This window comes from Pseudomonas putida, from assembly GCF_028682455.1.
GTDB classification, from domain to species: domain Bacteria; phylum Pseudomonadota; class Gammaproteobacteria; order Pseudomonadales; family Pseudomonadaceae; genus Aquipseudomonas; species Aquipseudomonas putida_AA.
Map to the genome: position 1 here is coordinate 1,298,946 of NZ_JANHLD010000003.1, position 26,230 is coordinate 1,325,175.

At 62.0% G+C, this 26,230-nt stretch carries 20 protein-coding genes; 11 read left to right on the forward strand and 9 right to left on the reverse strand.

What is annotated here, in order from left to right:
* Window positions 1-29 precede the first annotated feature (29 nt).
* Complete coding sequence (locus NPS58_RS23000; RefSeq protein ID WP_274117551.1) at window positions 30-1,247, reverse strand: MFS transporter; 1,218 nt, start codon at window positions 1,245-1,247, stop codon at window positions 30-32.
* Window positions 1,248-1,608: 361 nt separating this feature from the next.
* On the opposite strand from NPS58_RS23000, the gene NPS58_RS23005 reads away from it, so the two are divergent.
* The 3 genes from NPS58_RS23005 to NPS58_RS23015 are packed head-to-tail and all read left to right on the forward strand — an operon-like array spanning window position 1,609 to window position 4,226.
* Complete coding sequence (locus NPS58_RS23005; RefSeq protein ID WP_274117552.1) at window positions 1,609-3,048, forward strand: cytochrome ubiquinol oxidase subunit I; 1,440 nt, start codon at window positions 1,609-1,611, stop codon at window positions 3,046-3,048.
* 3 nt (window positions 3,049-3,051) lie between these two features.
* On the forward strand, window positions 3,052-4,059 hold the full coding sequence (gene cydB, locus NPS58_RS23010) for a cytochrome d ubiquinol oxidase subunit II (RefSeq protein WP_274117553.1): 1,008 nt from the start codon (window positions 3,052-3,054) through the stop codon (window positions 4,057-4,059).
* An 11-nt stretch (window positions 4,060-4,070) separates the two neighbouring features.
* Window positions 4,071-4,226 (forward strand): DUF2474 domain-containing protein, encoded by a 156-nt coding sequence (locus NPS58_RS23015; RefSeq protein ID WP_157194305.1) that lies wholly within the window; start codon window positions 4,071-4,073, stop codon window positions 4,224-4,226.
* A 78-nt stretch (window positions 4,227-4,304) separates the two neighbouring features.
* Here NPS58_RS23015 and NPS58_RS23020 read toward each other — a convergent pair whose 3' ends face one another.
* The gene (locus NPS58_RS23020; protein WP_274117554.1) at window positions 4,305-5,429 is read right to left on the reverse strand and encodes a methyltransferase; all 1,125 of its coding nucleotides are present in this window, start codon (window positions 5,427-5,429) and stop codon (window positions 4,305-4,307) included.
* A 228-nt stretch (window positions 5,430-5,657) separates the two neighbouring features.
* On the opposite strand from NPS58_RS23020, the gene NPS58_RS23025 reads away from it, so the two are divergent.
* Both NPS58_RS23025 and ltrA read left to right on the forward strand, forming a co-directional pair.
* Window positions 5,658-6,434, forward strand: coding sequence for a ferredoxin--NADP reductase (locus tag NPS58_RS23025; RefSeq protein WP_274117555.1), 777 nt, complete (start codon window positions 5,658-5,660; stop codon window positions 6,432-6,434).
* A gap of 488 nt (window positions 6,435-6,922) precedes the next feature.
* Complete coding sequence (ltrA, locus tag NPS58_RS23030) at window positions 6,923-8,344, forward strand: group II intron reverse transcriptase/maturase (protein ID WP_003253430.1); 1,422 nt, start codon at window positions 6,923-6,925, stop codon at window positions 8,342-8,344.
* Between the two features lie 79 nt (window positions 8,345-8,423).
* On the opposite strand, the gene mscL is transcribed toward ltrA, so the two are convergent.
* Window positions 8,424-8,837 (reverse strand): large-conductance mechanosensitive channel protein MscL, encoded by a 414-nt coding sequence (gene mscL / locus NPS58_RS23035; RefSeq protein ID WP_274117556.1) that lies wholly within the window; start codon window positions 8,835-8,837, stop codon window positions 8,424-8,426.
* A 175-nt stretch (window positions 8,838-9,012) separates the two neighbouring features.
* Between mscL and radA the strand changes: the two genes are divergently transcribed.
* Entirely contained in the window at window positions 9,013-10,380 is a 1,368-nt protein-coding gene (gene radA, locus NPS58_RS23040) for a DNA repair protein RadA (protein WP_028944029.1), read from the forward strand.
* Between the two features lie 70 nt (window positions 10,381-10,450).
* Here radA and NPS58_RS23045 read toward each other — a convergent pair whose 3' ends face one another.
* Complete coding sequence (locus NPS58_RS23045; RefSeq protein ID WP_274117557.1) at window positions 10,451-11,971, reverse strand: nucleobase:cation symporter-2 family protein; 1,521 nt, start codon at window positions 11,969-11,971, stop codon at window positions 10,451-10,453.
* 274 nt (window positions 11,972-12,245) lie between these two features.
* Window positions 12,246-12,611, reverse strand: coding sequence for a PilZ domain-containing protein (locus NPS58_RS23050; protein ID WP_274117558.1), 366 nt, complete (start codon window positions 12,609-12,611; stop codon window positions 12,246-12,248).
* Window positions 12,612-12,792: 181 nt separating this feature from the next.
* Between NPS58_RS23050 and NPS58_RS23055 the strand changes: the two genes are divergently transcribed.
* The 3 genes from NPS58_RS23055 (at window position 12,793) to yjiA (ending at window position 16,129) form a co-directional block, all read left to right on the forward strand.
* Window positions 12,793-14,859, forward strand: a complete 2,067-nt coding sequence (locus tag NPS58_RS23055) for a carbon starvation CstA family protein (protein WP_274117559.1) — start codon at window positions 12,793-12,795, stop codon at window positions 14,857-14,859.
* 18 nt (window positions 14,860-14,877) lie between these two features.
* Entirely contained in the window at window positions 14,878-15,075 is a 198-nt protein-coding gene (locus NPS58_RS23060) for a YbdD/YjiX family protein (protein ID WP_028944033.1), read from the forward strand.
* Window positions 15,076-15,160: 85 nt separating this feature from the next.
* A complete protein-coding gene (gene yjiA / locus NPS58_RS23065; protein ID WP_274117560.1) occupies window positions 15,161-16,129 on the forward strand; it encodes a GTPase in 969 nt (322 codons plus the stop codon).
* Window positions 16,130-16,188: 59 nt separating this feature from the next.
* Here yjiA and glyA read toward each other — a convergent pair whose 3' ends face one another.
* On the reverse strand, window positions 16,189-17,442 hold the full coding sequence (gene glyA / locus NPS58_RS23070) for a serine hydroxymethyltransferase (RefSeq protein ID WP_274117561.1): 1,254 nt from the start codon (window positions 17,440-17,442) through the stop codon (window positions 16,189-16,191).
* A 178-nt stretch (window positions 17,443-17,620) separates the two neighbouring features.
* Complete coding sequence (locus NPS58_RS23075; protein WP_274117562.1) at window positions 17,621-21,448, reverse strand: sensor domain-containing protein; 3,828 nt, start codon at window positions 21,446-21,448, stop codon at window positions 17,621-17,623.
* A gap of 267 nt (window positions 21,449-21,715) precedes the next feature.
* Here NPS58_RS23075 and ettA point away from each other — a divergent pair, with 267 nt between their 5' ends.
* Window positions 21,716-23,380 (forward strand): energy-dependent translational throttle protein EttA, encoded by a 1,665-nt coding sequence (gene ettA / locus NPS58_RS23080; protein ID WP_274117563.1) that lies wholly within the window; start codon window positions 21,716-21,718, stop codon window positions 23,378-23,380.
* Window positions 23,381-23,611: 231 nt separating this feature from the next.
* Window positions 23,612-24,949: an NADP-specific glutamate dehydrogenase gene (gdhA, locus tag NPS58_RS23085; RefSeq protein ID WP_274117564.1), complete on the forward strand. Its 1,338-nt coding sequence runs from the start codon at window positions 23,612-23,614 to the stop codon at window positions 24,947-24,949.
* Here gdhA and NPS58_RS23090 read toward each other — a convergent pair.
* Both NPS58_RS23090 and NPS58_RS23095 read right to left on the reverse strand, forming a co-directional pair.
* On the reverse strand, window positions 24,946-25,443 hold the full coding sequence (locus NPS58_RS23090) for a GreA/GreB family elongation factor (protein ID WP_274117565.1): 498 nt from the start codon (window positions 25,441-25,443) through the stop codon (window positions 24,946-24,948). The genes gdhA and NPS58_RS23090 overlap by 4 nt on opposite strands.
* Window positions 25,444-25,509: 66 nt before the next feature.
* Window positions 25,510-25,866: a hypothetical protein gene (locus tag NPS58_RS23095; RefSeq protein WP_274117566.1), complete on the reverse strand. Its 357-nt coding sequence runs from the start codon at window positions 25,864-25,866 to the stop codon at window positions 25,510-25,512.
* Window positions 25,867-26,230 lie beyond the last annotated feature (364 nt).

Sequence of the window (26,230 nt, forward strand, 5' to 3'; positions counted from 1 at the left end):
GAGGAGCGGGCTCGCACCGCAAAAAAACCTCAAGGCCTATGCATATGATCCCGACCGGCCAACGTCGGAAACAGCTTGATCCATACCCCGGTCACCACCAAGGTACCCACCCCGCCAAGCACCACTGCCGGCACAGTACCGAACCAGTGCGCCGTCACCCCGGATTCGAACTCTCCCAACTGATTCGAAGCACCGATGAACAAACCGTTCACCGCACTCACCCTCCCACGCATTTCATCCGGGGTTTCCAGTTGCACGAAAGCACCACGGATCACCATGCTGATCATGTCGGCGGCACCCAGCACGGCAAGCACGGCCAGGGAAAACCAGAACGAGGTCGACAGGCCGAAGGCGATGGTGGCCACGCCGAAAATACCCACGGCGGTAAACATCACCCGGCCTACCTTGCGTTCCACCGGGAAGCGCGCCAGCCACAGCGACATCAGCAAGGCGCCCACCGCGGGCGCCGAACGCAGCAGCCCCAGGCCCCAGGGGCCGGTGAGCAGGATGTCCTTGGCGAACACCGGCAGCAGTGCGGTGGCGCCGCCCAGCAATACCGCGAACAGGTCCAGGGAGATGGCGCCGAGGATGTCCGGGCGGCTGCGGATAAAGCGAATCCCGGCCAGCAGTGAATCCAGGCTGGCGCGGCCAGTCTGCGGCACTTGCGGGCGGACGCTGAGGCTCAAGGTCAGCAGGCAGGCGGTCAGGTACAGCAGCACCGTCGGGCCGTAGACCCAGACACTGCCAAAGGCATAGAGAAATCCTCCCACCGCCGGCGCAACGATGGTCGCCGACTGCATCGCCGAGGCCGAGGCGGCCACCGCGCGGGGGAACAGGCCGGGAGGCACTACGTTGGGTAGCAGCGCCTGGGTGGCGGGCATTTCGAAGGAGCGGGTGGCGCCCAGCAGGAAGGCCAGGATGAAGATCATTTCGCGGCTGACATTGTTGGTACTGCTGCCGATCACCAGCGCGACCGCGATCAGCGCCTGGACGCTCTGGCACAGGGCCGCGACCCGGCGGCGGTCATAGCGGTCGGCAACGTGGCCGGTGTGCAGCATGAACAGCACCCGTGGCGCGAACTCCACCAGGCCGACCAGACCCAGGTCGAGCACGTTGCCGGTCAACTGGTACAGATGCCAGCCGATGGCCACGGTGAGCATCTGGAAGCCGCTGGCGGTGCACACTCGGGCCAGCCAGAACTTGAGAAAGGGACGATGGTGGCGCAATAGCTGCGGTTGGTCTGACATCGGCGAAACAGAGCCTCGGCGAGGGGGCGGGGCAGCAGATTATCATCAGTTTGTAACAGTAGGTTGCAAGAGAATCGACGGTTGTGCGGTTAGCGCACTGTTTTGGGGCGCGGTAAAGGGGGTGAGACAATGGGTCACGCGGCAATCAACCACACAACCGCGCGGGGCTTTCAGGACTATCCTTTCTGACAACCGTTGATCTGGATCAATAGTTTCATTTGCAACGGTAGGGCCGTACGGCCGAATTCCCTGCGAAGTGATGTATTTAGAACAATTCCAACCAGCCGCACTCAACTACCGTGGGGGCAGTTGGCGCCAAGGCGCGTTGCCTGACGCCGGTTTACCTGACAGAGGAAGCACTATGTTCGGATTAGAGGCTCTAGATCTCGCCCGAATTCAGTTCGCGTTTACCGTGTCGTTTCACATCCTGTTTCCGGCCATCACTATCGGCCTGGCAAGTTACCTGGCGGTACTTGAAGGGCTGTGGCTCAAGACCAACAACAGTGTCTACCGTGACCTTTATCACTTCTGGTCGAAGATCTTTGCCGTCAACTTCGGTATGGGTGTGGTGTCCGGCCTGGTCATGGCGTACCAGTTCGGTACCAACTGGAGCAAGTTCTCCGACTTTGCCGGCTCCATCACCGGCCCCCTGCTGACCTACGAAGTGCTTACCGCCTTCTTCCTCGAGGCCGGTTTCCTCGGCGTCATGCTCTTTGGCTGGAACCGTGTCGGCCGTGGCCTGCACTTTTTCGCCACCGTCATGGTGGCTATCGGCACCATTATTTCCACCTTCTGGATTCTCGCTTCCAACAGCTGGATGCAGACACCGCAGGGCTACGAGATCGTCAATGGCGTGGTCGTGCCGGTCGACTGGTTCGCGGTGATCTTCAACCCGTCGTTCCCTTACCGCCTGGCGCACATGGCCACGGCCGCGTTCGTGGCCACGGCGTTCTTCGTGGGTGCTTCGGCGGCCTGGCACTTGCTGCGCGGGCGGGACAACCCGGCCATTCGCAAGATGCTCTCGATGGCCATGTGGATGGCCCTGATCGTCGCCCCCATCCAGGCGGTGATCGGCGACTTCCACGGCTTGAACACCCTCAAGCACCAGCCGGTGAAAATCGCTGCGATCGAAGGTCACTGGGAGAACGTACCGGGTGAGGCGACGCCGCTGATTCTGTTCGGCATTCCCGACATGGAAGCCGAAACCACCCGCTACAAGCTGGAAATCCCGGCCCTGGGCAGCTTGATCCTGACCCACAGCCTGGACAAGCAAGTGCCGGCGATGAAGGAGTTCCCGAAAGAAGACCGGCCGAACTCCACGGTGGTGTTCTGGTCGTTCCGGGTCATGGTCGGCCTGGGGATGCTGATGATACTCGTCGGTATCTGGAGCCTGTGGCTGCGCAGGGGCGACAAGCTCTACAGCTCACGCCCCTTCCTGTACCTGACCCTGTGGATGGGCCCCTCCGGCCTGATTGCGATCCTGGCCGGCTGGTTCACTACCGAGATCGGTCGTCAGCCCTGGGTGGTCTATGGACTGATGCGCACCGCCGACGGTGTCTCCAACCACAGCTATACCCAACTGGGGGTGACCCTGGTGATGTTCGTGGTGGTCTACTTCGCGCTGTTTGGCGCAGGCCTCGGCTACATGATGCGCCTGGTGCGCAAGGGGCCGAAAACAGGTGAGGGTGAAGAAACCAACCCTGGTGGCCCTGGCCAGAAACGCACGCCCGCACGGCCACTGTCGGCAGCCGGTGACGATCATGACGATGGCGAGCACGCCAGCCTGAGCAAGGGGAACTGAATCATGGGTATTGATCTTCCACTGATCTGGGCCGTGATCATCATCTTCGGCATCATGATGTATGTGGTCATGGATGGCTTCGACCTGGGCATCGGCATTCTCTTTCCCTTCGTCAAGGGCGAGCAGGACCGCGACGTGATGATGAACACCGTCGCGCCGGTCTGGGACGGTAACGAAACCTGGCTGGTACTGGGTGGCGCGGCATTGTTCGGCGCCTTCCCGCTGGCCTATGCCGTGGTGCTGTCGGCGCTCTACCTGCCGCTGATGTTGATGCTGGTCGGGCTGATCTTCCGCGGCGTGGCCTTCGAGTTCCGCTTCAAGGCCAAGGCCGACAAGCGTCATCTCTGGGACAAGGCCTTCATCGGCGGTTCGCTGGTAGCCACCTTCTTCCAGGGTGTAGCCCTGGGTGCCTTCATCGAAGGCTTCAAGGTGGTCGACCGCAGCTATGCCGGCGGCAGCCTCGACTGGCTGACTCCGTTCAGCCTGTTCTGTGGCCTGGGGTTGATCGTGGCCTACGCCTTGCTCGGCTGCACCTGGCTGATCATGAAAACCGAAGGCAAGCTGCAGGTGCAGATGCACGACCTGGCGCGCCCGCTGGCGCTGGTACTGTTGGCGGTGACCGGTATCGTGAGCATCTGGACGCCGCTGGCCCATCCAGAGATCGCCACCCGCTGGTTCAGCATGCCCAACCTGCTGTGGTTCCTGCCGGTACCGATCCTGGTGCTGGTGACCCTGTACGGGTTGCTCAAGGCCGTGGCCCGCAATGCGCACTACACCCCGTTCCTGCTGACTCTGGTATTGATCTTCCTCGGCTACAGCGGCCTGGGCATCAGCCTGTGGCCGAACATCATCCCGCCGTCGATCTCGATCTGGGATGCTGCCGCACCACCGCAGAGCCAGGGCTTCATGCTGGTGGGGGCGCTGTTCATCATTCCGTTCATCCTTGGCTACACCTTCTGGAGCTACTACGTGTTCCGCGGCAAGGTGACCCATGAGGACGGCTATCACTAGGAGTCCTGGCGATGACTGGCAAGCACACGTTCGATGAAGAGAAAAAGCCGCTCTGGCAACGGCTGGGCTGGCTGGCGGTGATCTGGGCCGGCAGCGTGGCGGCCCTGGGGATCGTGGCCTGGCTGATGCGCATGTTCATGGCGGCAGCTGGCCTGAGCACCCACTGACTGATATTCCCATCCCGCCTTGCGGCGGATTTAGCGCCCTTCGCAGCCTCGGTTGCGAAGGGTTTTTTTTGCCCGCTCCTACTTGCGTGCCTTGAGCACGACGAACTTGGGCGTGGCCGCCACTTGCTCGACGCCACGGAACAGGCGCGCCAGCTTGCTGTGGTAACCCAGGTGGCGGTTGCCGACGATATACAGCGCGCCACCCACCACCAGCGCCTCCCGGGCCTGCTGGAACATGCGCCAGGCGAGGAAGTCGCCCACTACCTGCTGCTGGTGGAAGGGCGGGTTGCACAGCACCACATCCAGCGATTGCGCCGGTTGCCCGGCCAGGCCGTCGTCGGCACGCACACTGACTTCGCGATCACCGAGCGCCGCCTGCCAGTTTTCCAGGGCCGACTGCGTGGCCATGTACGACTCATCCACCAGGGTGTAGTGGGCTTGCGGGTTGTCCAGGGCGCTGGCAATTGCCAGGATCCCGTTGCCGCAGCCCAGGTCGGCCACCCGGGCGGTGCCCAGATTGGTTGGCAGATGGGGCAGGAATGCCCGGGTGCCGATATCCAGGCCTTCACGGCAGAACACGTTGGCATGGTTGAGCAGCTCCAGGCGCGGCGACTCCAGCGCGTAGCGGCTCGGGTAGGGAGAGGTGAAGGCCGGCTTGTCCTGGGCGGTGGCAATCAACAGGCGGGCCTTTTTCCGCGCCAGCGAGGCCTGCACCGGGCCTATGTATTTTTCCAGCAGGTCGCCGGCGGCGCGTGGCAGGTGCTTGATCATTGCCCCGGCAATGACCTGGGTACCTGGGGCCAGATGCCCCTGCAGGCGGATCAACTGCTCTTCAAGCAAGGCCAGGGTCTTGGGTACACGTACCAGCACCCGGTCGAACGGCCCCTGCCAAGGGGTGTTGGCCGGAATGAAGTGGACCGCGTCGAAGGGTTGGCCGTTGCGCACCAGGTTCTTCTCCAGCGCCAGGTGAGCAAGGTGCGAGTCACCGCTGCTGTGTACCGGAAAATGTCGGTTCAGGCTGATTGCCAAGGCACCGAAGCTGTCATTGAGTACCAGGACCCGGGTCGAGGGATCCGCTGCCTGCTCGGCCAGATGGTCCAGCAGGTATTCGTCGGCGGCGTCGAACGCTTGCAAGGGATCGTTGGCTTGCTCGGGCTGGCGAAGCAGGTCGAGTTCGGCAAAAGGGCTGGTCAACAAGGGCATGGCGTAAGGCTCTGAGGCAATGGCGCGCCGCGCATTCGACGGCGAGTGACAGGGCCGCAATTCTACAAGGGTTTTGCCGGGCAGGGGCCGATTCACGCAGGCATTGGCACATCGCCTGTCCGTTCGATGGTCCCCTGGGGAGAGCGAAACGGATGCCACTACAATCCTGCGGTGTTTATCCGGGCCTGTTTGCGCGACACTGGGCGCATCTGTTTTTTGGAGTAAGTCATGACTGCCAGCGCTGAAAAGTTCACTCGCCAGACGTTGCTCGACGTCCAGCCGCTGACCCCCAGCCTGTTCAGCCTGCGTACCAGCCGCGATCCGGGATTCCGCTTCCGGTCCGGCCAGTTCGCTCGCCTGGGGGTGACCAAGCCCGACGCAAGCGTGGTCTGGCGCGCCTATTCAATGGTTTCGGCGCCCCACGACGAGCATCTGGATTTCTTTTCCATCGTGGTGCCGGGCGGTGAGTTCACCAGCGAGCTGAGTCGCCTGCGCGAGGGCGATAGCCTGCTGATTGATCGCCAGGCCTTCGGTTTCCTGACCCTGGATCGCTTTGTCGATGGCCGTGACCTGTGGTTGCTGGCCACCGGCACCGGCATTGCACCGTTCATGTCGATCCTGCAGGACTTCGAGGCGTGGGAGCGTTTCGAGTCGATCAAGCTGGTGTATTCGGTGCGCGAAGCCAAGGAGCTGGCCTACCTGGACCTGATCGCCGGCCTCGAGCAGCGCGATTACCTGGCCGAGCATGCGGGCAAGTTGCAGTTCATTCCCGTGGTCACCCGCGAGCAGCATCCGGGGGCCTTGAGCGAACGCATCACCACTCTGATCGAGAATGGCGAGCTGGAACGGGCCGCCGGGCTGGCACTGACGCCGGAGCACTCGCGGGTGATGCTGTGTGGCAACCCACAAATGATCGACGACACGCGCCAGGCGCTGAAACAGCGCGGCCTGAATCTGAGCCTGAGCCGCCGTCCCGGGCAAGTAGCCGTGGAAAACTACTGGTAGGAGCGGGCTTTCCACCTGCGATACGTACAGAAGAACGGCGCCGATTGGCGCCGTTTTTTGTGTGCGCCAGGCATGGCGCGTTGCGCGTAAGCGCAACCCGCTTGGCTGTGGTGGCCAAGCGGGTGACTTGGAGGTGAAAGTCCTCTACACACCCGGCAAGGGGAAGTGTTAGCCGGAGGCAAGGGTGTCGCGGGTGACCGCGAATCTGAAGGAAGCCCGAGGCAAAATGCTGGCCTGACGAACAGGAAGCGGATAGAGGCGGCACAGCGGGGTGAGGTGGCACAAATCGCCAAAGCCCAATACTTGCACGGAACGCTGTGACGTAGATCCGACAGGCATAAGCAGGAAGGTCGCGCGAATTACCCTGGGAGATCTGTACGTTTGCCATTGTGCTACCGCGCGTCGAAAGGCGACGGGATGAGCGTGCAGAAGTCAGCCGAAGCCGTAGTAAGTGGCGGTTAACCGCGCCACCAAGGGCCGAACAGGTTATGCCGCCAGTAGGCGTCGCCGTCTCGTTGGTAACCGTAATGCAGAAATTTCCCACAGCGGAAACTGTCATCCCGAGCTCCGGCCAGAAGCCGAGGGTGACGCCTGACAGTGCAAAGGTATCGACGGCGTCCGTGACGTGGACGAACGCGGAGCCGGACACGCTGATGGAGCGGGTGCTTGCACCGGCCAACCTCAGACGTGCGTATCAACGCGTGGTCAGCAACAAGGGAGCACCGGGTGCCGATGGCATGACGGTTGCTGACTTGGCGGGCTACGTGAGACAGTATTGGCCAACCCTCAAGGCCAGGTTACTGGCCGGTGAATACCAGCCCCAAGCAGTGCGAGCGGTTGAAATTCCCAAGCCGCAGGGCGGCACACGGCAACTGGGAATCCCCAGCGTCGTGGATCGCCTGATCCAGCAAGCACTGCAGCAGCAGCTCACACCTATCTTCGACCCACTGTTCTCGGACTACAGCTATGGTTTTCGTCCGGGCAGAAGTACGCATCAAGCCATCGAGATGGCTCGTGCTCATGTGACAGCGGGACACCGCTGGTGCGTGGAACTCGATCTGGAGAAGTTTTTCGATCGGGTCAATCACGACATCCTCATGGCCTGCATCGAACGTCGGATCAAAGACAAGTGCGTACTCAGGCTTATCCGCCGCTACCTTGAAGCCGGGATCATGTCGGGCGGTGTCGTCAGCCCACGGCAGGAGGGGACGCCGCAAGGCGGCCCGCTTTCGCCGTTGCTGTCGAACATCCTGCTCGACGAACTCGACCGCGAGCTGGAGCGACGGGGCCATCGCTTCGTACGTTATGCCGATGATGCGAACATCTATGTACGCAGTCCCCGGGCCGGCGAACGGGTGTTGGTCAGCGTCGAGCGCTTCCTGAGAGAACGTCTGAAGCTGACGGTGAACAGGAAGAAAAGCCAAGTGGCAAGGGCGTGGAAGTGCGACTACCTAGGCTATGGGATAAGCTGGCACCAGCAGCCAAGGCTGCGCGTGGCAAGGATGAGCCTAGACCGCTTACGCGACCGGCTCAGAATGCTGCTGCGCAGCGTACGGGCTCGCAAAATGGCGACTGTCATCGAGCGGATCAACCCCGTCCTGAGAGGCTGGGCTAGCTACTTCAAGCTCAGCCAGAGCAAGCGGCCGCTTGAGGAACTGGATGGTTGGGTCAGGCACAAACTCCGCTGCGTCATCTGGCGTCAATGGAAGCAGCCTCCCACGAGGCTGAGAAACTTGATGCGCCTGGGGTTGAGCGAGGAGCGTGCCAACAAGTCAGCCTTCAATGGCCGAGGTCCATGGTGGAATTCGGGAGCGCAACATATGAACTACGCGCTGCCAAAGAAACTGTGGGACCGGCTCGGGCTGGTCTCGATACTGGATACGATTAACCGGCTTAGCCGCGTAACCTGAACCGCCGTGTACGGAACCGTACGCACGGTGGTGTGAGAGGACGGCGGGTGTGAATCCGCCTCCTACTCGATTGCTGAATTCAGGGCTGCCGATTCTGCGTCTTGAGCAGGTCGCGGATCTCGGTGAGCAGCTCTTCTTCCTTGGTGGGGACCGGTGGCAGGGTAGGGGCCGCGGCTTCTTCACGCTTGAGGCGGTTGATCACCTTGACGCCCATGAAGATGGCGAACGCAACAATGACGAAGTCCAGCACAGTCTGGATGAACTTGCCGTAGGCCAATACCACGGCCGGGATGTCACCTTCGGCGGCCTTGAGGGTAATGGCCAGGTCACTGAAGTCCACGCCACCGATCAGCAAACCGATTGGCGGCATCACCACATCGCCTACAAAGGATGAAACGATTTTGCCGAAGGCCGCGCCGATGATGATACCGACGGCCATGTCGACCACGTTGCCTTTGACCGCGAAGGCCTTGAATTCATTGAGCACGCCCATGGTTTATTCCTTGTAACAGATGAGGTTGGTAGGCGAAGTGTAAATCAGCTATGCGCTTCATGCTCCGCGACGCTGCAACAGACTGCAGTTATATCCAATAGTTTTGTCGATTTCTGTGGCGGTCCAGGTCACCCCGGTCGGCTATCATGGTCCCTTTTTCCAGAGGACCGTCCCCATGGCCAAGGCCAAGCGCATGTACGGCTGCACCGAGTGCGGCGCCACCTTTCCCAAGTGGGCCGGGCAATGTGGTGAATGCGGGGCCTGGAACACCCTGGTCGAGACCGTGCTGGAAAGCGGCGCGGCCGCGGCGCCCAGCGGACGCACCGGCTGGGCCGGGCAACAGGCCCAGATCAAGACTCTGGCCGAGGTCAGTATCGAGGAAATCCCGCGCTTCAGCACCGCCAGTGCCGAGCTGGACCGGGTACTGGGTGGCGGCTTGGTCGATGGCTCGGTGGTGTTGATCGGTGGCGACCCCGGCATCGGCAAGTCGACGATCTTGCTCCAGACCCTGTGTGCCATCGCCACGCGCATGCCGGCGTTGTACGTGACCGGCGAGGAGTCCCAGCAGCAGGTGGCCATGCGCGCTCGGCGCCTGGGCCTGCCCCAGGACCAGTTGCGGGTCATGACCGAGACCTGCATCGAAACCATCATTGCCACCGCGCGGGTAGAAAAGCCCAAGGTCATGGTGATCGACTCGATCCAGACCATCTTCACCGAGCAGCTGCAATCGGCGCCGGGCGGGGTTTCCCAGGTGCGCGAAAGCGCCGCCTTGCTGGTGCGCTACGCCAAGCAGAGTGGCACAGCGATCTTCCTTGTCGGCCACGTCACCAAGGAAGGTGCGCTGGCCGGCCCGCGGGTGCTGGAGCACATGGTCGACACCGTGCTGTATTTCGAGGGCGAGTCCGATGGCCGCCTGCGTTTGCTGCGGGCGGTGAAGAACCGCTTCGGTGCGGTCAACGAGCTGGGCGTGTTCGGCATGACCGACCGTGGCCTGAAGGAAGTCTCCAACCCTTCGGCGATTTTCCTTACCCGCGCCCAGGAGGAGGTCCCCGGCAGTGTGGTCATGGCCACCTGGGAAGGCACCCGGCCGATGCTGGTGGAAGTCCAGGCGCTGGTCGATGACAGTCACCTGTCCAATCCGCGTCGCGTCACCCTGGGCCTGGACCAGAACCGCCTGGCCATGCTGCTGGCGGTCCTGCACCGCCACGGCGGTATTCCGACCCATGACCAGGACGTGTTCCTCAACGTGGTGGGCGGTGTGAAGGTGCTGGAGACAGCATCGGACCTGGCGTTGATGGCGGCGATCATGTCCAGCCTGCGCAACCGCCCGCTGGATAACGGCCTGCTGGTGTTTGGCGAGGTGGGCTTGTCTGGCGAAGTGCGCCCGGTGCCCAGTGGCCAGGAGCGTTTGAAGGAGGCGGCCAAGCACGGCTTCAAGCGGGCCATCGTGCCCAAGGGCAATGCCCCCAAGGAAGCCCCGGCCGGGCTTCAGGTCATCGCCGTGACCCGGCTTGAGCAGGCGTTGGATGCGTTGTTCGAATAATCGCTCGAACCGCAGATGCAAAAAGGGCCGGTGATGCGCACCGGCCCAGCTTCAATGGCCTCGGGAAGGATCAGTGTTCCGAGACGGTCTCTCGGCGCACGGGTGGCTCCCCGTGCTCCCCTTCACCCATCACAGGCACTTCCTTGCCTTCGGCATTGAACAGCTTGCCATCCTCGAAGTAGTCACCGTCACGCAGTGCCGAGATGTCCGAGTAATGGATGGTGCGTTCGTAGGCGGCGGCGAATACCGACTGCTGATCGGAGTTGCCGGCAGTGAAGTGGTTGAACACCAGGTTCAGCACGATGGCCATGATGGCGGCCGAGCTGATGCCGGAGTGGAAGATGGTCTCGAACCAGTTGGGGAACTGCGCGTAGAAGTTCGGGGCGGCAATCGGGATCATGCCAAAGCCCAGGGAAGCGGCGACGATGATCAGGTTGACGTTGTTCTTGTAGCTGACCTTGGACAGGGTACGGATACCGCTGGCAGCCACGGTGCCGAACAGGACGATACCGGCGCCACCGAGTACCGAGGTCGGTACTGCAGCGATCACCCGGCCCATGATCGGCAGCAGGCCGAGCACCACCAGGATGACACCGCCGGTGGCGACCACGTAGCGGCTCTTGACCCCGGTCACTGCCACCAGGCCAACGTTCTGGGCGAAGGCGCTCTGGGTGAAGGAGCCGAAGATCGGTGCCAGGATGCTGGAGGCCATGTCGGCGCGCAGGCCGTTGCCCAGGCGCTTGGAGTCGACCTTGGTGTCGATGATTTCACCGACGGCGAGAATGTCGGCCGAGGTTTCTACCAGGGTCACCATGATCACGATGCACATCGACAGGATTGCGGCGATGTGGAAGGTCGGCATGCCGAAGTGGAACGGCGTCGGGAAGGCTACCAGCGGGCCTTCGAGCACCTTGCTGAAGTCAGCCATGCCCAGCGACCAGGCGATCAGGGTGCCGATGACCATGGCCAGCAGGATAGACAGGCGCGAGATGGTCGCACTGCCCAGTTTGCTCAGCACCAGCACAATGACGAAGGTCAGCGCTGCCAGGCCGATGTTGGCCATGCTGCCGAAGTCCGGCGCCTTGCTGTTGCCGCCCATTACCCAGCGCGCGGCGACGGGCATCAGTGTCAGGCCGATGGTGGTGATGACGATACCGGTCACCAGCGGCGGGAAGTACTTGGTGATTCGCGAGAACACCGGGGTGATCAGGAACCCGAGGAAGGACGCCGCCATGACCGCTCCCAGCACGCCAGGCAGGCCACCGCCGCCTTCACTGCTGAGAATCGCACCCATGGTCGCCACACCGGCGAACGAGACCCCTTGCACCAGCGGCAGCTGGCAACCGAAGAAGGGCAGGCCCAGGGTTTGCAACAAGGTTGCCAGACCACCGGCAAACAGCGAAGCAGCGATCAGCAGGCCGATTTCCGCCGGCGTCAGTCCGGCTGCCTGACCGAGAATCAGGGGGACGGCGACAATACCGCCATACATGGTCAGAACGTGTTGCAGGCCGTACGCCAGGTTTGCACCTAGGCCCAGGTTCTCGTCTTCGGGACGTGGGGCTGAAGACGTGCTAGGGGAGGACGTATTCATGGGGCAGGGTCTCTGTGTTTTATTTTTGTGAAGCTACTGTAGACAAGTCCTACATCCGAAAGCCAGAACAATTGTATACAATTTTTAGATTGGCATAGGAACAGTAGGGGCGTCCATTTGGGTCCATTACTGAATGCAGGTATCGTTCCAACGGCTGCGCGCAGGCCTCGCAAGGCTGCGTGAAGGGTGACATTCGGTGGGAAAAAGCTGTCCGGATGGACAGAAACGGAGGGAGACCCGCTTGTAGGAAAAATCCATAGCAGGCTAATAGATTTTAAACTTCGATCAATTCCCGCAGCTCGCGCATCATTTCGGTGCTGTCCGCCAGGTTCAACTCCACCAAACGGTGCAAATGGGTCATCGAGTCGATGTCGATGTGCAGGCAGATGAAGCCGAGCTGATCCGCCTCTTCATGGCGCAGTTCGACCTGCATGCGCACCTTGTCCAGCTCGCTCAGATGAATCACGGCCTCGAAATCCTGGGTCAGGTCGGCATCCCAGGGCTCGGGGCGTTCAACCAGCATGCCCTTGAGCGAAAGGTCGATCAGGGCCACGGGCCAGCAGCGTTCGCCCTGGCACAACTCGGTGGGCGCATCGAAGGCCACACGCTGGAAACGTCGACGTTCTTGGTGGTCGCTCATGATCAGGCACTCCGGGGTTATTCCTGACTATAGCTCAGGCCTTGCCAAGGCCTGCGCATGGGCGCATAACAACAGCTTCGCGTACCGCGTTGAGGGCTCTAGACCAACGTGGGGGCTGGCCTTTCCTGCCAGTATCGCTAGACTCCAATGGCTGTCTTTTATCCACTAGTGGAAGCAAACCATGAACAACAATAATAGCCTGCTACGCCACATTCCGTGGCTGGCGCTGGCAGTCATAGGAGCCTGTGCGCTGGGTGTGGTCGCCCTGCGCCGTGGCGAGGCCATCAACGCCTTGTGGATCGTCGTCGCTTCGGTGGCCATCTACCTGGTCGCCTATCGCTACTACAGCCTGTTCATCGCCACCAAGGTGATGCAGCTGGACCCGCGTCGGGCAACCCCGGCGGTACTCAACAATGATGGTCTGGACTATGTGCCGACCAACAAACACATTCTTTTCGGTCACCACTTCGCCGCCATTGCCGGCGCCGGCCCTCTGGTCGGTCCGGTCCTGGCTGCGCAGATGGGCTACCTGCCCGGCACCCTCTGGCTGATTGCCGGCGTGGTGCTGGCCGGTGCGGTACAGGACTTCATGATCCTGTTCCTGTCCACCCGCCGCAACGGGCGCTCGCTGGGTGACATGGTCCGTGAGGAAATGGGCCGGATCCCGGGCACCATCGCCCTGTTCGGCTGCTTCCTGATCATGATCATCATCCTTGCGGTGCTGGCGCTGATCGTGGTCAAGGCCCTGGCCGAGAGCCCGTGGGGCATGTTCACGGTGATGGCGACCATCCCGATCGCGATGTTCATGGGCATTTATATGCGCTACATCCGCCCGGGCCGAATTGGCGAGATCTCGCTGATCGGCGTGGTGCTTCTGTTGCTGTCGATCTGGCTGGGGGGCCAGGTTGCCGCAGATCCGGTCTGGGGTCCGGCATTCACCTTCACCGGTGTGCAGATCACCTGGATGCTGGTGGGCTACGGCTTTGTTGCCGCGGTGCTGCCGGTCTGGCTGGTACTGGCGCCGCGTGACTACCTGTCGACCTTCCTCAAGATCGGCACCATCGTTGGCCTGGCCATCGGTATCCTGATCATCGCGCCCGAGCTGAAAATGCCGGCGCTGACCCAGTTCACCGACGGCACCGGCCCGGTCTGGAAGGGCACCCTGTTCCCGTTCCTGTTCATCACCATCGCCTGTGGCGCGGTATCGGGCTTCCACGCACTGATCTCCTCGGGCACCACGCCCAAGCTGCTGGATAACGAGACCAACGCCCGCTACATCGGTTACGGCGGCATGCTGATGGAGTCTTTCGTGGCCATCATGGCAATGGTTGCCGCTTCGGTGATCGAGCCAGGCGTGTACTTCGCCATGAACAGCCCGGCCGCCGTGGTCGGCTCCGATGTGGTTACGGTTGCCCAGACCGTCAGCAGCTGGGGCTTTGCCATCACCCCGGACGCCCTCGAGGCGGTCGCCAGGGACATCGGTGAACACACCATCCTGGCCCGTGCCGGTGGTGCACCGACGCTGGCGGTGGGTATCGCGCAGATCCTGCACCAGGTGCTGCCGGGTGAAAACACCATGGCGTTCTGGTACCACTTCGCGATCCTGTTCGAGGCGCTGTTCATCCTCACTGCCGTGGACGCCGGTACCCGTGCCGGGCGCTTCATGCTCCAGGACCTGTTGGGCAGCTTCGTTCCAGCCCTCAAGCGTACCGAATCCTGGGGTGCCAACCTGCTCGCCACCGCTGGCTGCGTGGCGCTCTGGGGTTACCTGCTGTACCAGGGCGTGATCGATCCGCTGGGTGGTATTAACACCTTGTGGCCGCTGTTCGGTATCTCCAACCAGATGCTGGCCGGTATCGCGCTGATGCTCGGCACCGTGGTCCTGATCAAAATGAAGCGCCAGCGCTACATGTGGGTCACCCTGCTGCCGGCGGTATGGCTGCTGATCTGCACCACCACCGCAGGCTTCATCAAGCTGTTCGATCCGAACCCGGCGGTCGGCTTCCTGGCCCTGGCCAACAAGTACAGCACCGCGCTCGACGCCGGCCAGGTACTGGCCCCGGCCAAGGACATCGGCCAGATGCAGCACGTGATCTTCAACGCCTACACCAACGCAGCCCTGACCGGCCTGTTCCTGTTCGTGGTCTTCAGCATTCTGTTCTTTGCCCTCAAGGTCGGCATCGCCGCCCTGAACAAAAAAGAGCGGACTGACAAAGAGTCCCCGTTCCAGGCCCTGCCGGATGCGTAACCTTCGAGGAATGCAGTGATGTTCAACGATCTCGGTCGACTGGGTAAGTACCTGGGGCAGGCAGCCCGCCTGATGGTCGGCATGCCCGACTACGACAACTACGTCGAGCATATGCAGACCAAGCACCCGGACAAGCCAGTGATGAGCTACGAGGCGTTCTTCCGCGAACGCCAGGAAGCCCGTTACGGCGGCAAGGGTGGACCCAAGTGCTGTTGAACCACAGTCACTGACGGCGCTAGAACCTGTGGGAGCCCGGCTTGCCGAGCTCCCACAGTCATTTTCAGTTCAGGAGATTTTCCGTTTGCACGCGCCCATACCCGTAACAGTACTCAGCGGTTTTCTGGGGGCCGGCAAGACCACCTTGCTGCGCCATCTGCTCAAGGCCGAGCACGGCCTGAAGATCGCCGTGATCGAGAACGAATTCAGCGACGCCGGTATCGACACCCAATTACTGGGCGACGAACCGGTGCAGGTCATGACCCTGGCCAACGGTTGCGTCTGCTGCAGCATCCACACCGACCTGACCAAGGCGCTGGTGCTGTTGCTCGAACGCCTGGACAGCGGCGAGATCGCCTTCGACCGGCTGGTCATCGAATGCACCGGCCTGGCCGATCCTGCGCCGGTGGCGCAGACCTTTTTCATCGACGAGGAACTGCGTGATCGCTACATCCTCGACGGCATCATTACCCTGGTCGATGCCGCCCATGCCGAGCAGCACTTGACCCAGGCCATCGCCCAGGCACAGGTGGGCTTTGCCGACCGCCTGCTGGTGAGCAAGACCGACCTGGTCGATGCCCACAGTTTCCAGGCGTTGAGCGAGCGCCTGGGGCGCATCAACCGCCGGGCACCGATCCGGGTGGTGGAGCACGGTCGCATCGATCTGGCCGAGCTGCTGGACGTGCGCGGTTTCAACCTCAACGCGGACCTGGGCGGGGGCTTGAGCCTGCGTCCGGTGTTGCAGCCTGCGACCCCGGATCGTATCTCCAGCCTGGTGCTGCGCACCGACAAGCCGCTGGACATCGACCAGCTCAGCGACTTCATGAACCAGCTGCTGGAAGATCACGGCAAGCAACTGCTGCGCTACAAGGGCGTGCTCAACATTGCCGGCGAGGATCGACGCCTGGTGTTCCAGGGGGTTCTCAAACTCTACGGTTTCGACTGGGACACCGAGTGGGCGCAAGGGGAGGCGCGCGAGAGTGTGATGGTGTTCATTGCCGATGACTTGCCGCAAGAGAAGATCCGCGCAGGCTTCGGGGCCCTGACCCTGTAGAACAGCGAGCACAAAAAAGCCCGGCTCAAGAGCCGGGCTTTTTCACATCAGGCTTGCGATCAGTTGCCGTAGACCGGCAGCTTGGCGCAGATGGCCTTGACCTTCTCACGAACGGCGTCGATCACCGCTTCGTTGTTCAGGTCGGCGAGGATGTCGCAGATCCAGCCGGCCAGTTCCTTGCACTCTGCTTCCTTGAAGCCGCGAGTGGTCACAGCCGGGGTGCCGAAGCGCAGGCCGGAGGTGACGAACGGGGAGCGTGGGTCGTTGGGAACCGAGTTCTTGTTGACGGTGATGAAGGCGCGACCCAGGGCGGCGTCGGCGTCTTTACCGGAGATTTCCTGCTTGATCAGCGACAGCAGGAACAGGTGGTTCTGAGTACCGCCGGACACCACGTCGAAACCGCGCTCGATGAACACGCCGGCCATTGCCTGGGCGTTCTTCACGACTTGCTGCTGGTATGCCTTGAACTCAGGCTGCAGTGCTTCCTTGAAGCAGATGGCCTTGGCGGCGATCACGTGCTCCAGCGGGCCGCCCTGGGCGCCTGGGAAAACAGCGGAGTTCAGCTTCTTCTCGATGTCGGCGTTGGCGCGAGCCAGGATCAGGCCGCCACGTGGACCGCGCAGGGTCTTGTGGGTAGTGGTGGTCACCACGTCGGCGAATGGAACCGGGTTCGGGTAGACACCTGCAGCGACCAGGCCGGCAACGTGGGCCATGTCGACGAACAGGTAGGCGCCAACCTTGTCGGCGATTTCACGGAAGCGTGGGAAGTCCAGGATCTGCGAGTAGGCAGAGAAACCGGCAACGATCATCTTTGGCTTGTGCTCGACAGCCAGACGCTCGACTTCGTCGTAGTCGATCAGGCCGTTGGCGTCGATACCGTACTGGACAGCGTTGTACAGTTTGCCCGACGAGCTGACGTTGGCACCGTGGGTCAGGTGACCACCGTGGGCCAGGCTCATGCCCAGGATGGTGTCGCCTGCCGACAGCAGGGCCAGGTAGACAGCGGCGTTGGCCTGGGAACCGGCGTGCGGCTGGACGTTGGCGTAGTCGGCGCCGAACAGTTCCTTGGCACGGTCGATGGCCAGTTGCTCGACCACGTCGACGTATTCGCAACCGCCGTAGTAGCGCTTGCCTGGGTAACCTTCGGCGTATTTGTTGGTCAGAACCGAGCCCTGGGCTTCCATGACAGCCGGGCTGGTGTAGTTTTCCGAAGCGATCAGCTCGATGTGCTCTTCCTGGCGCTGAGCTTCTTGCTCCATGGCGGCAAAGAGATCGGCGTCGTACTTGGCAATGGTCAAATCACGGCTGAACATGGCGGTCCTCAAGGATCGTGCTGAAATAGGCGGGCATTCTACCCCATCAGAAATTGTCTGGCATATGAAAGGGCATCATGTCGCAGACAAATGGGGCTCATGAGCGACAAGCTGCAAGTTTCAAGAGGCAAGCGGGGCGTGAATTGTTGTTTTACCCGATGCCGGTTGCTTGCCTTTGCTACTCGAACATGAACAGCGTTTCGTTGCTGAACTGGGCCTCGAACTGGTTCGCTGGCATGGGCCGTCCAAACAGGTAGCCCTGCACTTCGTCGCAGCCGTGCTCACGCAGGAACTCCAACTGCTCGTGTGTCTCCACACCCTCGGCGATCACCGCCAGGTTCAGGCTGTGGGCCATGGCAATGATGGCCCGGGCTATCTGGGCGTCCTGTTCGCCTTCGGGCAGGCCGTCGACGAAGGTGCGGTCGATCTTCAGTACGTCGATGGGGAACTGCTTGAGGTAGTTGAGCGACGAGTAGCCGGTGCCGAAGTCGTCGACCGCGATGCTCAGGCCCAGGTTCTTGAGACTGTCGAGAATCACCATTGCCTCGTCGACCTCGCGCATCAGGATACTTTCGGTCAGCTCCAGCTCCAGGCAAGCCGGCGGCAGGCCGGTGTCCTTGAGGATGGTGGCGATCCGCGTGCCAAGCTGGCCGTCGGAGAATTGCCGGGCGGAGATGTTCACCGACACCTTGGGCACACGCACCTTGTCCTGATGCCAGGCCTTGAGCTGGCGGCAGGCTTCCTTGAGTACCCAGTCACCGACATCCACCACCAGGCCCAACTCTTCGATCACCGGGATGAAGTCGCCCGGCGGCACCAGCCCGCGACGCGGATGGCGCCAGCGCAGCAGGGCCTCGGCCCCGGTAAGGCGCTTGCCGTCGCCGCTGAACTGCGGCTGGTAATAAAGAATGAACTCGTTCTGTTCCAGTGCATGGCGCAAGTCGCTTTCCAGCTCCAGGCGTTCCAGGGCACTGGCGTTCATGTCGGCCTGGTAGAACTGGAAGTTGTTCTTGCCGCGCTCCTTGGCGTGGTACATGGCCGTGTCGGCGTTCTTCATCAACTGGCTGAGCTCGCTGCCGTCCTGCGGGCTCAGTGCGATGCCGATACTGGCGGTGACGAAGAACTCGCGGTTTTCCAGCACGAACGGCCGTACCAGGCTGGCGAGAATCTGCTCGGCCACATGGATGGCGCGATTGAGTGCCATCTCGCGGGAGGCACGTGGTTGCAGCAGTAACGTGAACTCGTCACCACCCATGCGTGCCACGGTGTCGTCATCGTCGACGCAGTCGAGCAGGCGCTCGGCCATGTCCTTGAGCATGCGATCGCCGGCGGCATGGCCGAGGGAGTCGTTGATCGGCTTGAAGCGGTCCAGATCCAGGAACATCAGCACCACCCAGGCCTTCTGCCGATCGGCCTGTTGCAGGGCCGTGTGCAGGCGGTCCTGGAACAGGGTGCGGTTGGGCAGGTGGGTCAGGGCGTCGTAGTAGGCCAGGCGGTGGATACGCTGTTCGCTGGCCTTGCGCTCGCTGATGTCGGTAAAGAAGCACACGTAGCTGGCCAGGTCGCCTTCATCGTCGAGCACCGCGGTAATGCCGACCCAGGCCGGGTAGTGCTCGCCGCTGCGGCGCTTGAGCCACACTTCACCTTCCCAGGTACCGCGCTGGTTGAGTTGCTTGAGCACGTAGCGCAGGTGCGCTTCCTGGTGTTCATCGACGGTCAGCATGCCTGGCAACTGGTCGAGGACATCGGCCACGGCATGGCCGCTGACCCGGCTGAACGCTTCGTTGGCCTGGACGATGTAGCCGGCGGGGTCGGTGATCAGGATCGCCGAGGTCGAATGCTCGAATACCGTGGCCGCCATGCGCAGGTCTTTCTCGGCCCGGCGTTGCTGGCTGATATCACGGCCCACGCCGAGGATGCCTTCGAAGCGCTCCTGGTCGTCCCATACCAGCACCAGGCGCAGTTCTATGGGGATCTTGCGGCCATCGGCGCGCAGGCAGTCGAACAGGAACAGCTGGGTCGGCAATTGGGTGCGCAGCTGTTCGAGCTGCGCGGGGTCGCCCAGGGCGCGGTTGACCCGTTCGACCAGGCTGTAGATGCCGGTCAGTTGCGCTGGGTTGGCGATGGTGGACTGCCAGCCGTTGTCGAAGATCCACTGCACGTCATAGCCAAGCACCGCGTGCACCGACGGACTGACATAGTTGAGCTGAAGCTGGTTGTCGGTGGAGAAGATCACGTCGCTGATGCTTTCGGCCAGCATGCGGTAGCGCTGCTCGCTGTCGCGCAGCGACTCGCTGGCCTCGATCTGGTCGGTGACGTCCTTGCCCACGCCAATGATACGGGTGACCCGGCCTGCGCTGTTACGGGTCAGTGCCTGTTCGCGAATGTCGAAACGCCGCCAGCTGCGATCGCGATGGAGGAAGCGCAACTGGCAGTGCAGTTGCTGGGCATAGCCGGAGTCGCGTTGCTGCTGGCGCATCTGCAGGTAAAGCTGGGCATCGTCGGTGTGCAGCAGGCGCTCCCAGAAATGCTCGCCCAGCTGCGCCAGCTCGGTACGGTCGTAGCCCAGGGTCTGGCCCAGGTTGCGGTTGCTGAAAATCATCCGCTGGCTGTCGATGTCCTGCACATAGAGTTGATCAGGAACGGTCCGCACCACATCCGACCAGAAGCTTTCGCGCTCCAGCAGCGACAGCTCGACCTGCTTGCGACTGGTGATGTCGCTGATGCTGAGGATCACGGCCTGGTAATCGCGGCGGTCTTCGGGAAAACGTACCATCAGCCACAGGTGCACCACCTGGCCATTGTCCAGTGGCAGGCGCACTTCCAGTTCCAGCTGTCGCTGTTTGTCGAGCACCGCTTCGAGCAGTTGCAGGCCGATGCCATCGGCCCCGTCCTCGGCGCCTTCGATCAAGCGTTGCCAGGCGCCATTGCTGCATTGCACACCGAGCAATTGCAGGGCCACCTGGTTCACTTCGGTGACTTTCAACTCCTGCAGCAGCGCACGGCGCAGCGACAGGTCGAAGCCCAGGCGCTGGGCAAGGGCCTGGCGGCTGGGCAGGCGGTGGCGCTCCAGCATCCCGGGCAAACCGGAGAGGTCGAGCACGCAAAGGGCCACCCCGGTGCCTTCGAAAATGTCGTGATAGCGCCGACGGCTTTCCTGCAGCATGCGGTGGCGCCGACGCATGTTGACCAGCGCCAGCAACGGGATCAGAGCGCAGAACAGGCCCAGTACGCATTTGCCGATCAGTGCCGGCAGCAGTGCCTGGCGGGCGAGCCCCGCATCGAACAGGCCACGCAGTTGCCAGGTACTGTTGTCGAGGAATGCCAGCATCACGCTTTGCAGCGGCTCGTCACTGCCGGGCATTGGCGGGTGACGGTTGATGATGGTGCCGGTGCGGCTGTTTTCCAGCAGCCACAGCGGATGATTGGGCCGGTCCAGGTGCGAGGTCAGGTCGTTGTAGTACGTCGCGTCCAGGCGCAGCAGCCAGTACCCCCGCGCCTCGCCGGGCTGGCGAAGCAGCAGGTAGATGAGCCGGTTGTCCGCGCTATTGCTGTAGTAGTAAGGGCGCCCCTGGCTCAGCTGCAGCAGGGTTCGCAGTGTGCCGAGGTCGGGAGTGTCGCCAAGGCTGTCGGCGAGCACGGTATCGTTTGCGTCGATCCAGGCGAGGCTTTGCAACGCGGGCAATTGGCTCTGCAGGTGCGTGAGCGTCCCGGGCACTTGTTCTGCGCCAATCGACGAGCGGTAGGGCTGCACCAGGTTCAGGGCCTGCTGGGCCTTGAGCGACATGTTCAGGGACAGGTGGTCGGCAAGCTCGGCGCTGGCATCCAGGCTTTGCTGGTACTGGTCGGCCTGGGTATGACGGTACTGGTCGACCAGCTGCCATAGCAGCAGGCCAAGTAGCAGGAATACCAGCAGGGCCAGGGCGCTCTTCAAGGAACCGCGCAATGGAGAGCCGGACGCGCTGGACGGTGTGCGCAAGGATGTCGGCTGATTGAGATTGGTCAAACGATGATCCTGCGGTATGGCTGGATGGCAGGTTTAGAGCTGCTGGGGGGCAAGCACCGCGGTCCTGGCGGCTACTCCGGTTTCGCACTATAAGCCCGACGCCCGAAGGGCGGTTAGCATGCCCGCAAACGTGGCAAAGTGCCAGCCCTGTTCGTCGGCGGTTTGCCCAACCAGGCGCATTACGGTAGCTTTGGCCCTTTCCTGGGGGCCGCGGCTCCCTTCATCTGTTTCGCGCTCATTTTTTCGTCTCTGACGCTAGGTTTTTCCATGGCTCAATACGTCTTTACCATGCATCGGCTGGGCAAAGTTGTCCCTCCGAAGCGGGAAATCTTGAAGAACATCTCCCTGTCGTTTTTCCCAGGCGCCAAGATCGGCGTGCTCGGCCTGAACGGCTCGGGTAAATCCACCCTGCTCAAAATCATGGCCGGTGTCGACAAAGAGTTCGACGGCGAAGCCCGCCCTATGCCAGACCTGAACATCGGCTACCTGCCGCAGGAACCGCAACTGGACCCAACCAAGACCGTACGTGAAGTGGTCGAGGAAGCGGTCAGCGTGATCAAGGATGCCCAGGCCCGCCTGGACGAGGTCTACGCGGCCTATGCCGAACCCGATGCCGACTTCGACAAGCTGGCTGCCGAACAGGCCAAGCTCGAAGCCATCCTGCAGGCCAGCGACGGCCACAACCTGGAACGCCAGCTGGAAGTGGCGGCCGACGCCCTGCGCCTGCCGGCCTGGGATGCCAAGGTCGAACACCTGTCCGGCGGTGAAAAGCGCCGTGTGGCCCTGTGCCGCCTGTTGCTGTCGGCCCCCGACATGCTGCTGCTCGACGAACCGACCAACCACCTGGACGCCGACTCCGTCGCCTGGCTGGAACACTTCCTCCACGACTTCCCGGGCACCGTGGTCGCGATTACCCACGACCGTTACTTCCTGGACAACGTTGCTGGCTGGATCCTCGAACTCGACCGCGGCGCCGGTATTCCATACGAAGGCAACTATTCGGGCTGGCTGGAAGCCAAGTCCGATCGTCTGGCCCAGGAATCCAAGCAGCAGTCGGCCCATGAAAAGGCCATGAAGGAAGAACTGGAGTGGGTGCGCAAAGGCGCCAAGGCTCGTCAGTCCAAGTCCAAGGCGCGTCTGCAACGCTTCGAAGAAATGCAGTCGCAGGAATTCCAGAAGCGCAGCGAAACCAACGAGATCTACATCCCGGCCGGCCCTCGCCTGGGGGACAAGGTCATCGAGTTCAAGAACGTCACCAAGGGCTATGGCGATCGCGTGCTGATCGACAACCTGTCGTTCAGCATGCCCAAGGGCGCCATTGTCGGTGTGATCGGTGGTAACGGTGCCGGTAAGTCGACCCTGTTCCGCATGCTCATGGGCAAGGAGCAGCCAGACTCGGGCACCATCGAAATCGGTGAAACCGTACAACTGGCGTGCGTCGACCAGAGCCGCGAGGACCTGGACGGCAACAAGACCGTGTTCCAGCAGATCTCCGACGGCTCCGACCAGCTGCGTATCGGCACCTACGAGATTCCATCGCGGACCTACGTGGGGCGCTTCAACTTCAAGGGCGGCGACCAGCAGAAGTTCGTCAAGGACCTCTCCGGTGGTGAGCGTGGCCGTCTGCACCTGGCCCTGACCCTCAAGGAAGGCGCCAACGTCCTGCTGCTCGACGAACCGTCCAACGACCTGGACGTCGAAACCCTGCGTTCGCTGGAGGAAGCCCTGCTGGACTTCCCGGGCGCCGCCATCGTGATCTCTCACGATCGTTGGTTCCTTGACCGTGTGGCCACCCACATCCTGGCTTACGAAGACGACTCGCAAGCGGTGTTCTTCGAAGGCAACTACACCGAGTACGAAGCCGACCGCAAGAAGCGTCTCGGCGAAGCTGCCGCCCAGCCGCACCGGGTACGGCACAAAAAACTGGCATAACCTTCACGGGTTTGCACAAAAACGGGGCCTTCGGGCCCCGTTTTCTATTGCCAGCTACTCGCCTCCCTTGCCCCGTAGCAGCGGGCCTGGCTCGCGATCAAACTGTATACACTTATACAAACGCACCATTTAATTTCATAAAAACGACATGTCGCCCTGTTGCGGTGCGAGTGGTTCTTGGTAAAGTCCTGAAAAAACTAATAAGTCCCACTCTATCTGGTGAAATGTCTCATGTTCGAATCCGTCGAAGACTTCCTTGCACGTCTGAAACAGCGTGACCCAGCCCAGCCTGAATTCCATCAGGCCGTGGAAGAAGTGTTGCGCAGCCTCTGGCCTTTCCTCGAAGCCAACCCACACTACCTGCAGGCCGGCATCCTCGAACGCATGGTCGAGCCTGAGCGCGCGATCCTGTTCCGTGTCTCGTGGGTCGATGACGCAGGCAAGGTCCATGTCAACCGCGGCTACCGTATCCAGATGAGCAGCGCCATCGGCCCGTACAAGGGCGGCCTGCGCTTCCACCCGTCGGTGAACCTGGGCGTGCTCAAGTTCCTGGCCTTCGAGCAGGTGTTCAAGAACTCCCTGACCTCGCTGCCCATGGGCGGCGGCAAGGGTGGTTCGGACTTCGATCCCAAGGGCAAGAGCGATGCTGAAGTCATGCGCTTCTGCCAGGCCTTCATGAGCGAGCTGTACCGCCACATCGGTGCTGACCTGGACGTACCTGCCGGCGATATCGGCGTAGGCGCCCGCGAGATCGGCTTCATGTTCGGCCAGTACAAGCGCCTGGCCAACCAGTTCACCTCGGTACTGACCGGCAAGGGCATGACCTACGGCGGCAGCCTGATTCGTCCGGAAGCCACCGGCTACGGCTGCGTGTACTTCGCCGAAGAAATGCTCAAGCGCCAGGACCTGCGCATCGACGGTCGCCGCGTGGCGATCTCCGGTTCCGGCAACGTGGCCCAGTATGCGGCGCGCAAGGTCATGGACCTGGGCGGCAAGGTGATCTCGCTGTCGGACTCCGAAGGCACCCTGTTCTGCGAAGCGGGCATGACCGATGAGCAGTGGGATGCGCTGATGGAGCTCAAGAACATCAAGCGTGGTCGCATCAGCGAGCTGGCCGAGCGTTTCGGCCTGGAGTTCCGCAAGGGCCAGACCCCATGGAGCCTGCCTTGCGACATCGCCCTGCCGTGCGCCACCCAGAACGAACTCAACGGCGAAGACGCCCGTACCCTGCTGCGCAACGGCTGCATTTGCGTGGCTGAAGGCGCCAACATGCCAACCACCCTCGACGCTGTGGATATCTTCATCGAGGCCGGCATCCTCTTCGCACCTGGTAAGGCCTCGAACGCCGGCGGCGTTGCGGTGAGTGGCCTGGAGATGTCGCAGAACGCCATGCGCCTGTTGTGGACCGCCGGTGAAGTGGACAGCAAGCTGCACGCGATCATGCAGTCGATCCACCACGCCTGTGTGCACTACGGTGAAGAAAACGGCCGTATCAACTACGTCAAGGGCGCCAACATCGCCGGTTTCGTCAAGGTTGCCGACGCCATGCTGGCCCAGGGCGTGGTCTAAGCCTCGGGTGTGATGGCGACGATCTCGATCAGCTGATCCCCTGCCGGTCGTCGCCACATCACTTCATCACCGGGGGCTGCACCCAGCAGCGCCCGACCCAGCGGTGAACCCCAGTTGATCAGGCCATGCGCGGCATCGGCCTGGTCTTCGCCGACCAGTTGCACCTGGTGCTGCTGGTCATGTTCATCGACATACGTCACTCGACTACCAATCTGCACTTTGTCTTCGGCCGTCGCCTTGGGTACGACCTGGGCGCTCTGCACGCGGGCGTTGAAATAGCGCAAGTCGCGCTCGGTATCGGCCAGGCGTTGCTTGTCGGCGTGCTCGCCCAGGGCTTGCAGCTCGCTGCGCTGGGCCTTGAGCTCGCTGAGCCGTTGCTGCAGCTGGGCCAGGCCCTGGGCGGTGACGTAGTTGGGTTGCTCGCTGACCTTGCGCTCTACCGGCTGGTCAGCCTGGGTGGCGGCCTGGTCTTCGTTGACGAATGCTCGGCTCATGATGGCCTCCTTTTGATGGAGACCATGCTGACAGGTTGGCAGTTTCATCGGCAGTCTGTTTGCGACCTACTTGCGTCGGTAGGCGCGGGCGGCATCGCGGTCTTTCTCCTGCTGCCACTGCTCGTCGCGATCATCCCAGTGGCGGTCGCGATAGTCCTGCAGGTCCTGGTTTTCCTGCATGGCGTGACACTGGCGAAAGCCGTCGTCCCAGCCGGTTTCGTACTGGCGGTTGTGCAGGTAGCGCGGTACGTCCTTGCGAAAGTCACCGGCCATTACACCAGCGGCCTGTCGACCACTGCTGCAACCGTCCTGAAAGCCGTCGGCGTAAGCCGGCGGGTTGCCCTGTTCGATCAACTGCTCGTGGGTTGACTGGCAACCTGTGAGCCCTAACGCCAATGCCACCATTACCCCGTACCGCCACATAGTCAGGCTCTCCGCTTGCCGGGGAGAGTTTAGGTGGCGGGTTGTTGGTCAGGCGTCAAAACGGTGTGAAGGTGATGGAAAAACATCCCGCAGAGCAAGGCGCAATGCCTGTCAGCGTCATGATGCTGCACAGGTATCTACACATCTCTGATCCTGGTTCATAGAGATGGCTCGGGGCTGATCTGTACACTGCAATTGTGTGCTTATCCAGCTGATGTGGCGAAGCTGCCGCCCCCTTCCGCCTTTACGGCGTCCTACTTTTTTCTTGGAAAAAGTAGGCAAAACCGCTCGCTCAATCATCCGGCCCTACGCTGCGCTTCGGGTTCCCTCCCTGCGCACAGATTCCGGGGGCCGCGCCGAAGGG

What these genes read in the sequence shown, in the direction of transcription:
- NPS58_RS23000 (WP_274117551.1), bottom strand. Translation starts at nt 1,247, where the DNA reads ATGTCAGACCAACCGCAGCTATTGCGCCACCATCGTCCCTTTCTCAAG.
- NPS58_RS23005 (WP_274117552.1), top strand. Translation starts at nt 1,609, where the DNA reads ATGTTCGGATTAGAGGCTCTAGATCTCGCCCGAATTCAGTTCGCGTTT.
- cydB (WP_274117553.1), top strand. Translation starts at nt 3,052, where the DNA reads ATGGGTATTGATCTTCCACTGATCTGGGCCGTGATCATCATCTTCGGC.
- NPS58_RS23015 (WP_157194305.1), top strand. Translation starts at nt 4,071, where the DNA reads ATGACTGGCAAGCACACGTTCGATGAAGAGAAAAAGCCGCTCTGGCAA.
- NPS58_RS23020 (WP_274117554.1), bottom strand. Translation starts at nt 5,429, where the DNA reads ATGCCCTTGTTGACCAGCCCTTTTGCCGAACTCGACCTGCTTCGCCAG.
- NPS58_RS23025 (WP_274117555.1), top strand. Translation starts at nt 5,658, where the DNA reads ATGACTGCCAGCGCTGAAAAGTTCACTCGCCAGACGTTGCTCGACGTC.
- ltrA (WP_003253430.1), top strand. Translation starts at nt 6,923, where the DNA reads ATGCCGCCAGTAGGCGTCGCCGTCTCGTTGGTAACCGTAATGCAGAAA.
- mscL (WP_274117556.1), bottom strand. Translation starts at nt 8,837, where the DNA reads ATGGGCGTGCTCAATGAATTCAAGGCCTTCGCGGTCAAAGGCAACGTG.
- radA (WP_028944029.1), top strand. Translation starts at nt 9,013, where the DNA reads ATGGCCAAGGCCAAGCGCATGTACGGCTGCACCGAGTGCGGCGCCACC.
- NPS58_RS23045 (WP_274117557.1), bottom strand. Translation starts at nt 11,971, where the DNA reads ATGAATACGTCCTCCCCTAGCACGTCTTCAGCCCCACGTCCCGAAGAC.
- NPS58_RS23050 (WP_274117558.1), bottom strand. Translation starts at nt 12,611, where the DNA reads ATGAGCGACCACCAAGAACGTCGACGTTTCCAGCGTGTGGCCTTCGAT.
- NPS58_RS23055 (WP_274117559.1), top strand. Translation starts at nt 12,793, where the DNA reads ATGAACAACAATAATAGCCTGCTACGCCACATTCCGTGGCTGGCGCTG.
- NPS58_RS23060 (WP_028944033.1), top strand. Translation starts at nt 14,878, where the DNA reads ATGTTCAACGATCTCGGTCGACTGGGTAAGTACCTGGGGCAGGCAGCC.
- glyA (WP_274117561.1), bottom strand. Translation starts at nt 17,442, where the DNA reads ATGTTCAGCCGTGATTTGACCATTGCCAAGTACGACGCCGATCTCTTT.
- ettA (WP_274117563.1), top strand. Translation starts at nt 21,716, where the DNA reads ATGGCTCAATACGTCTTTACCATGCATCGGCTGGGCAAAGTTGTCCCT.
- gdhA (WP_274117564.1), top strand. Translation starts at nt 23,612, where the DNA reads ATGTTCGAATCCGTCGAAGACTTCCTTGCACGTCTGAAACAGCGTGAC.
- NPS58_RS23090 (WP_274117565.1), bottom strand. Translation starts at nt 25,443, where the DNA reads ATGAGCCGAGCATTCGTCAACGAAGACCAGGCCGCCACCCAGGCTGAC.
- NPS58_RS23095 (WP_274117566.1), bottom strand. Translation starts at nt 25,866, where the DNA reads ATGTGGCGGTACGGGGTAATGGTGGCATTGGCGTTAGGGCTCACAGGT.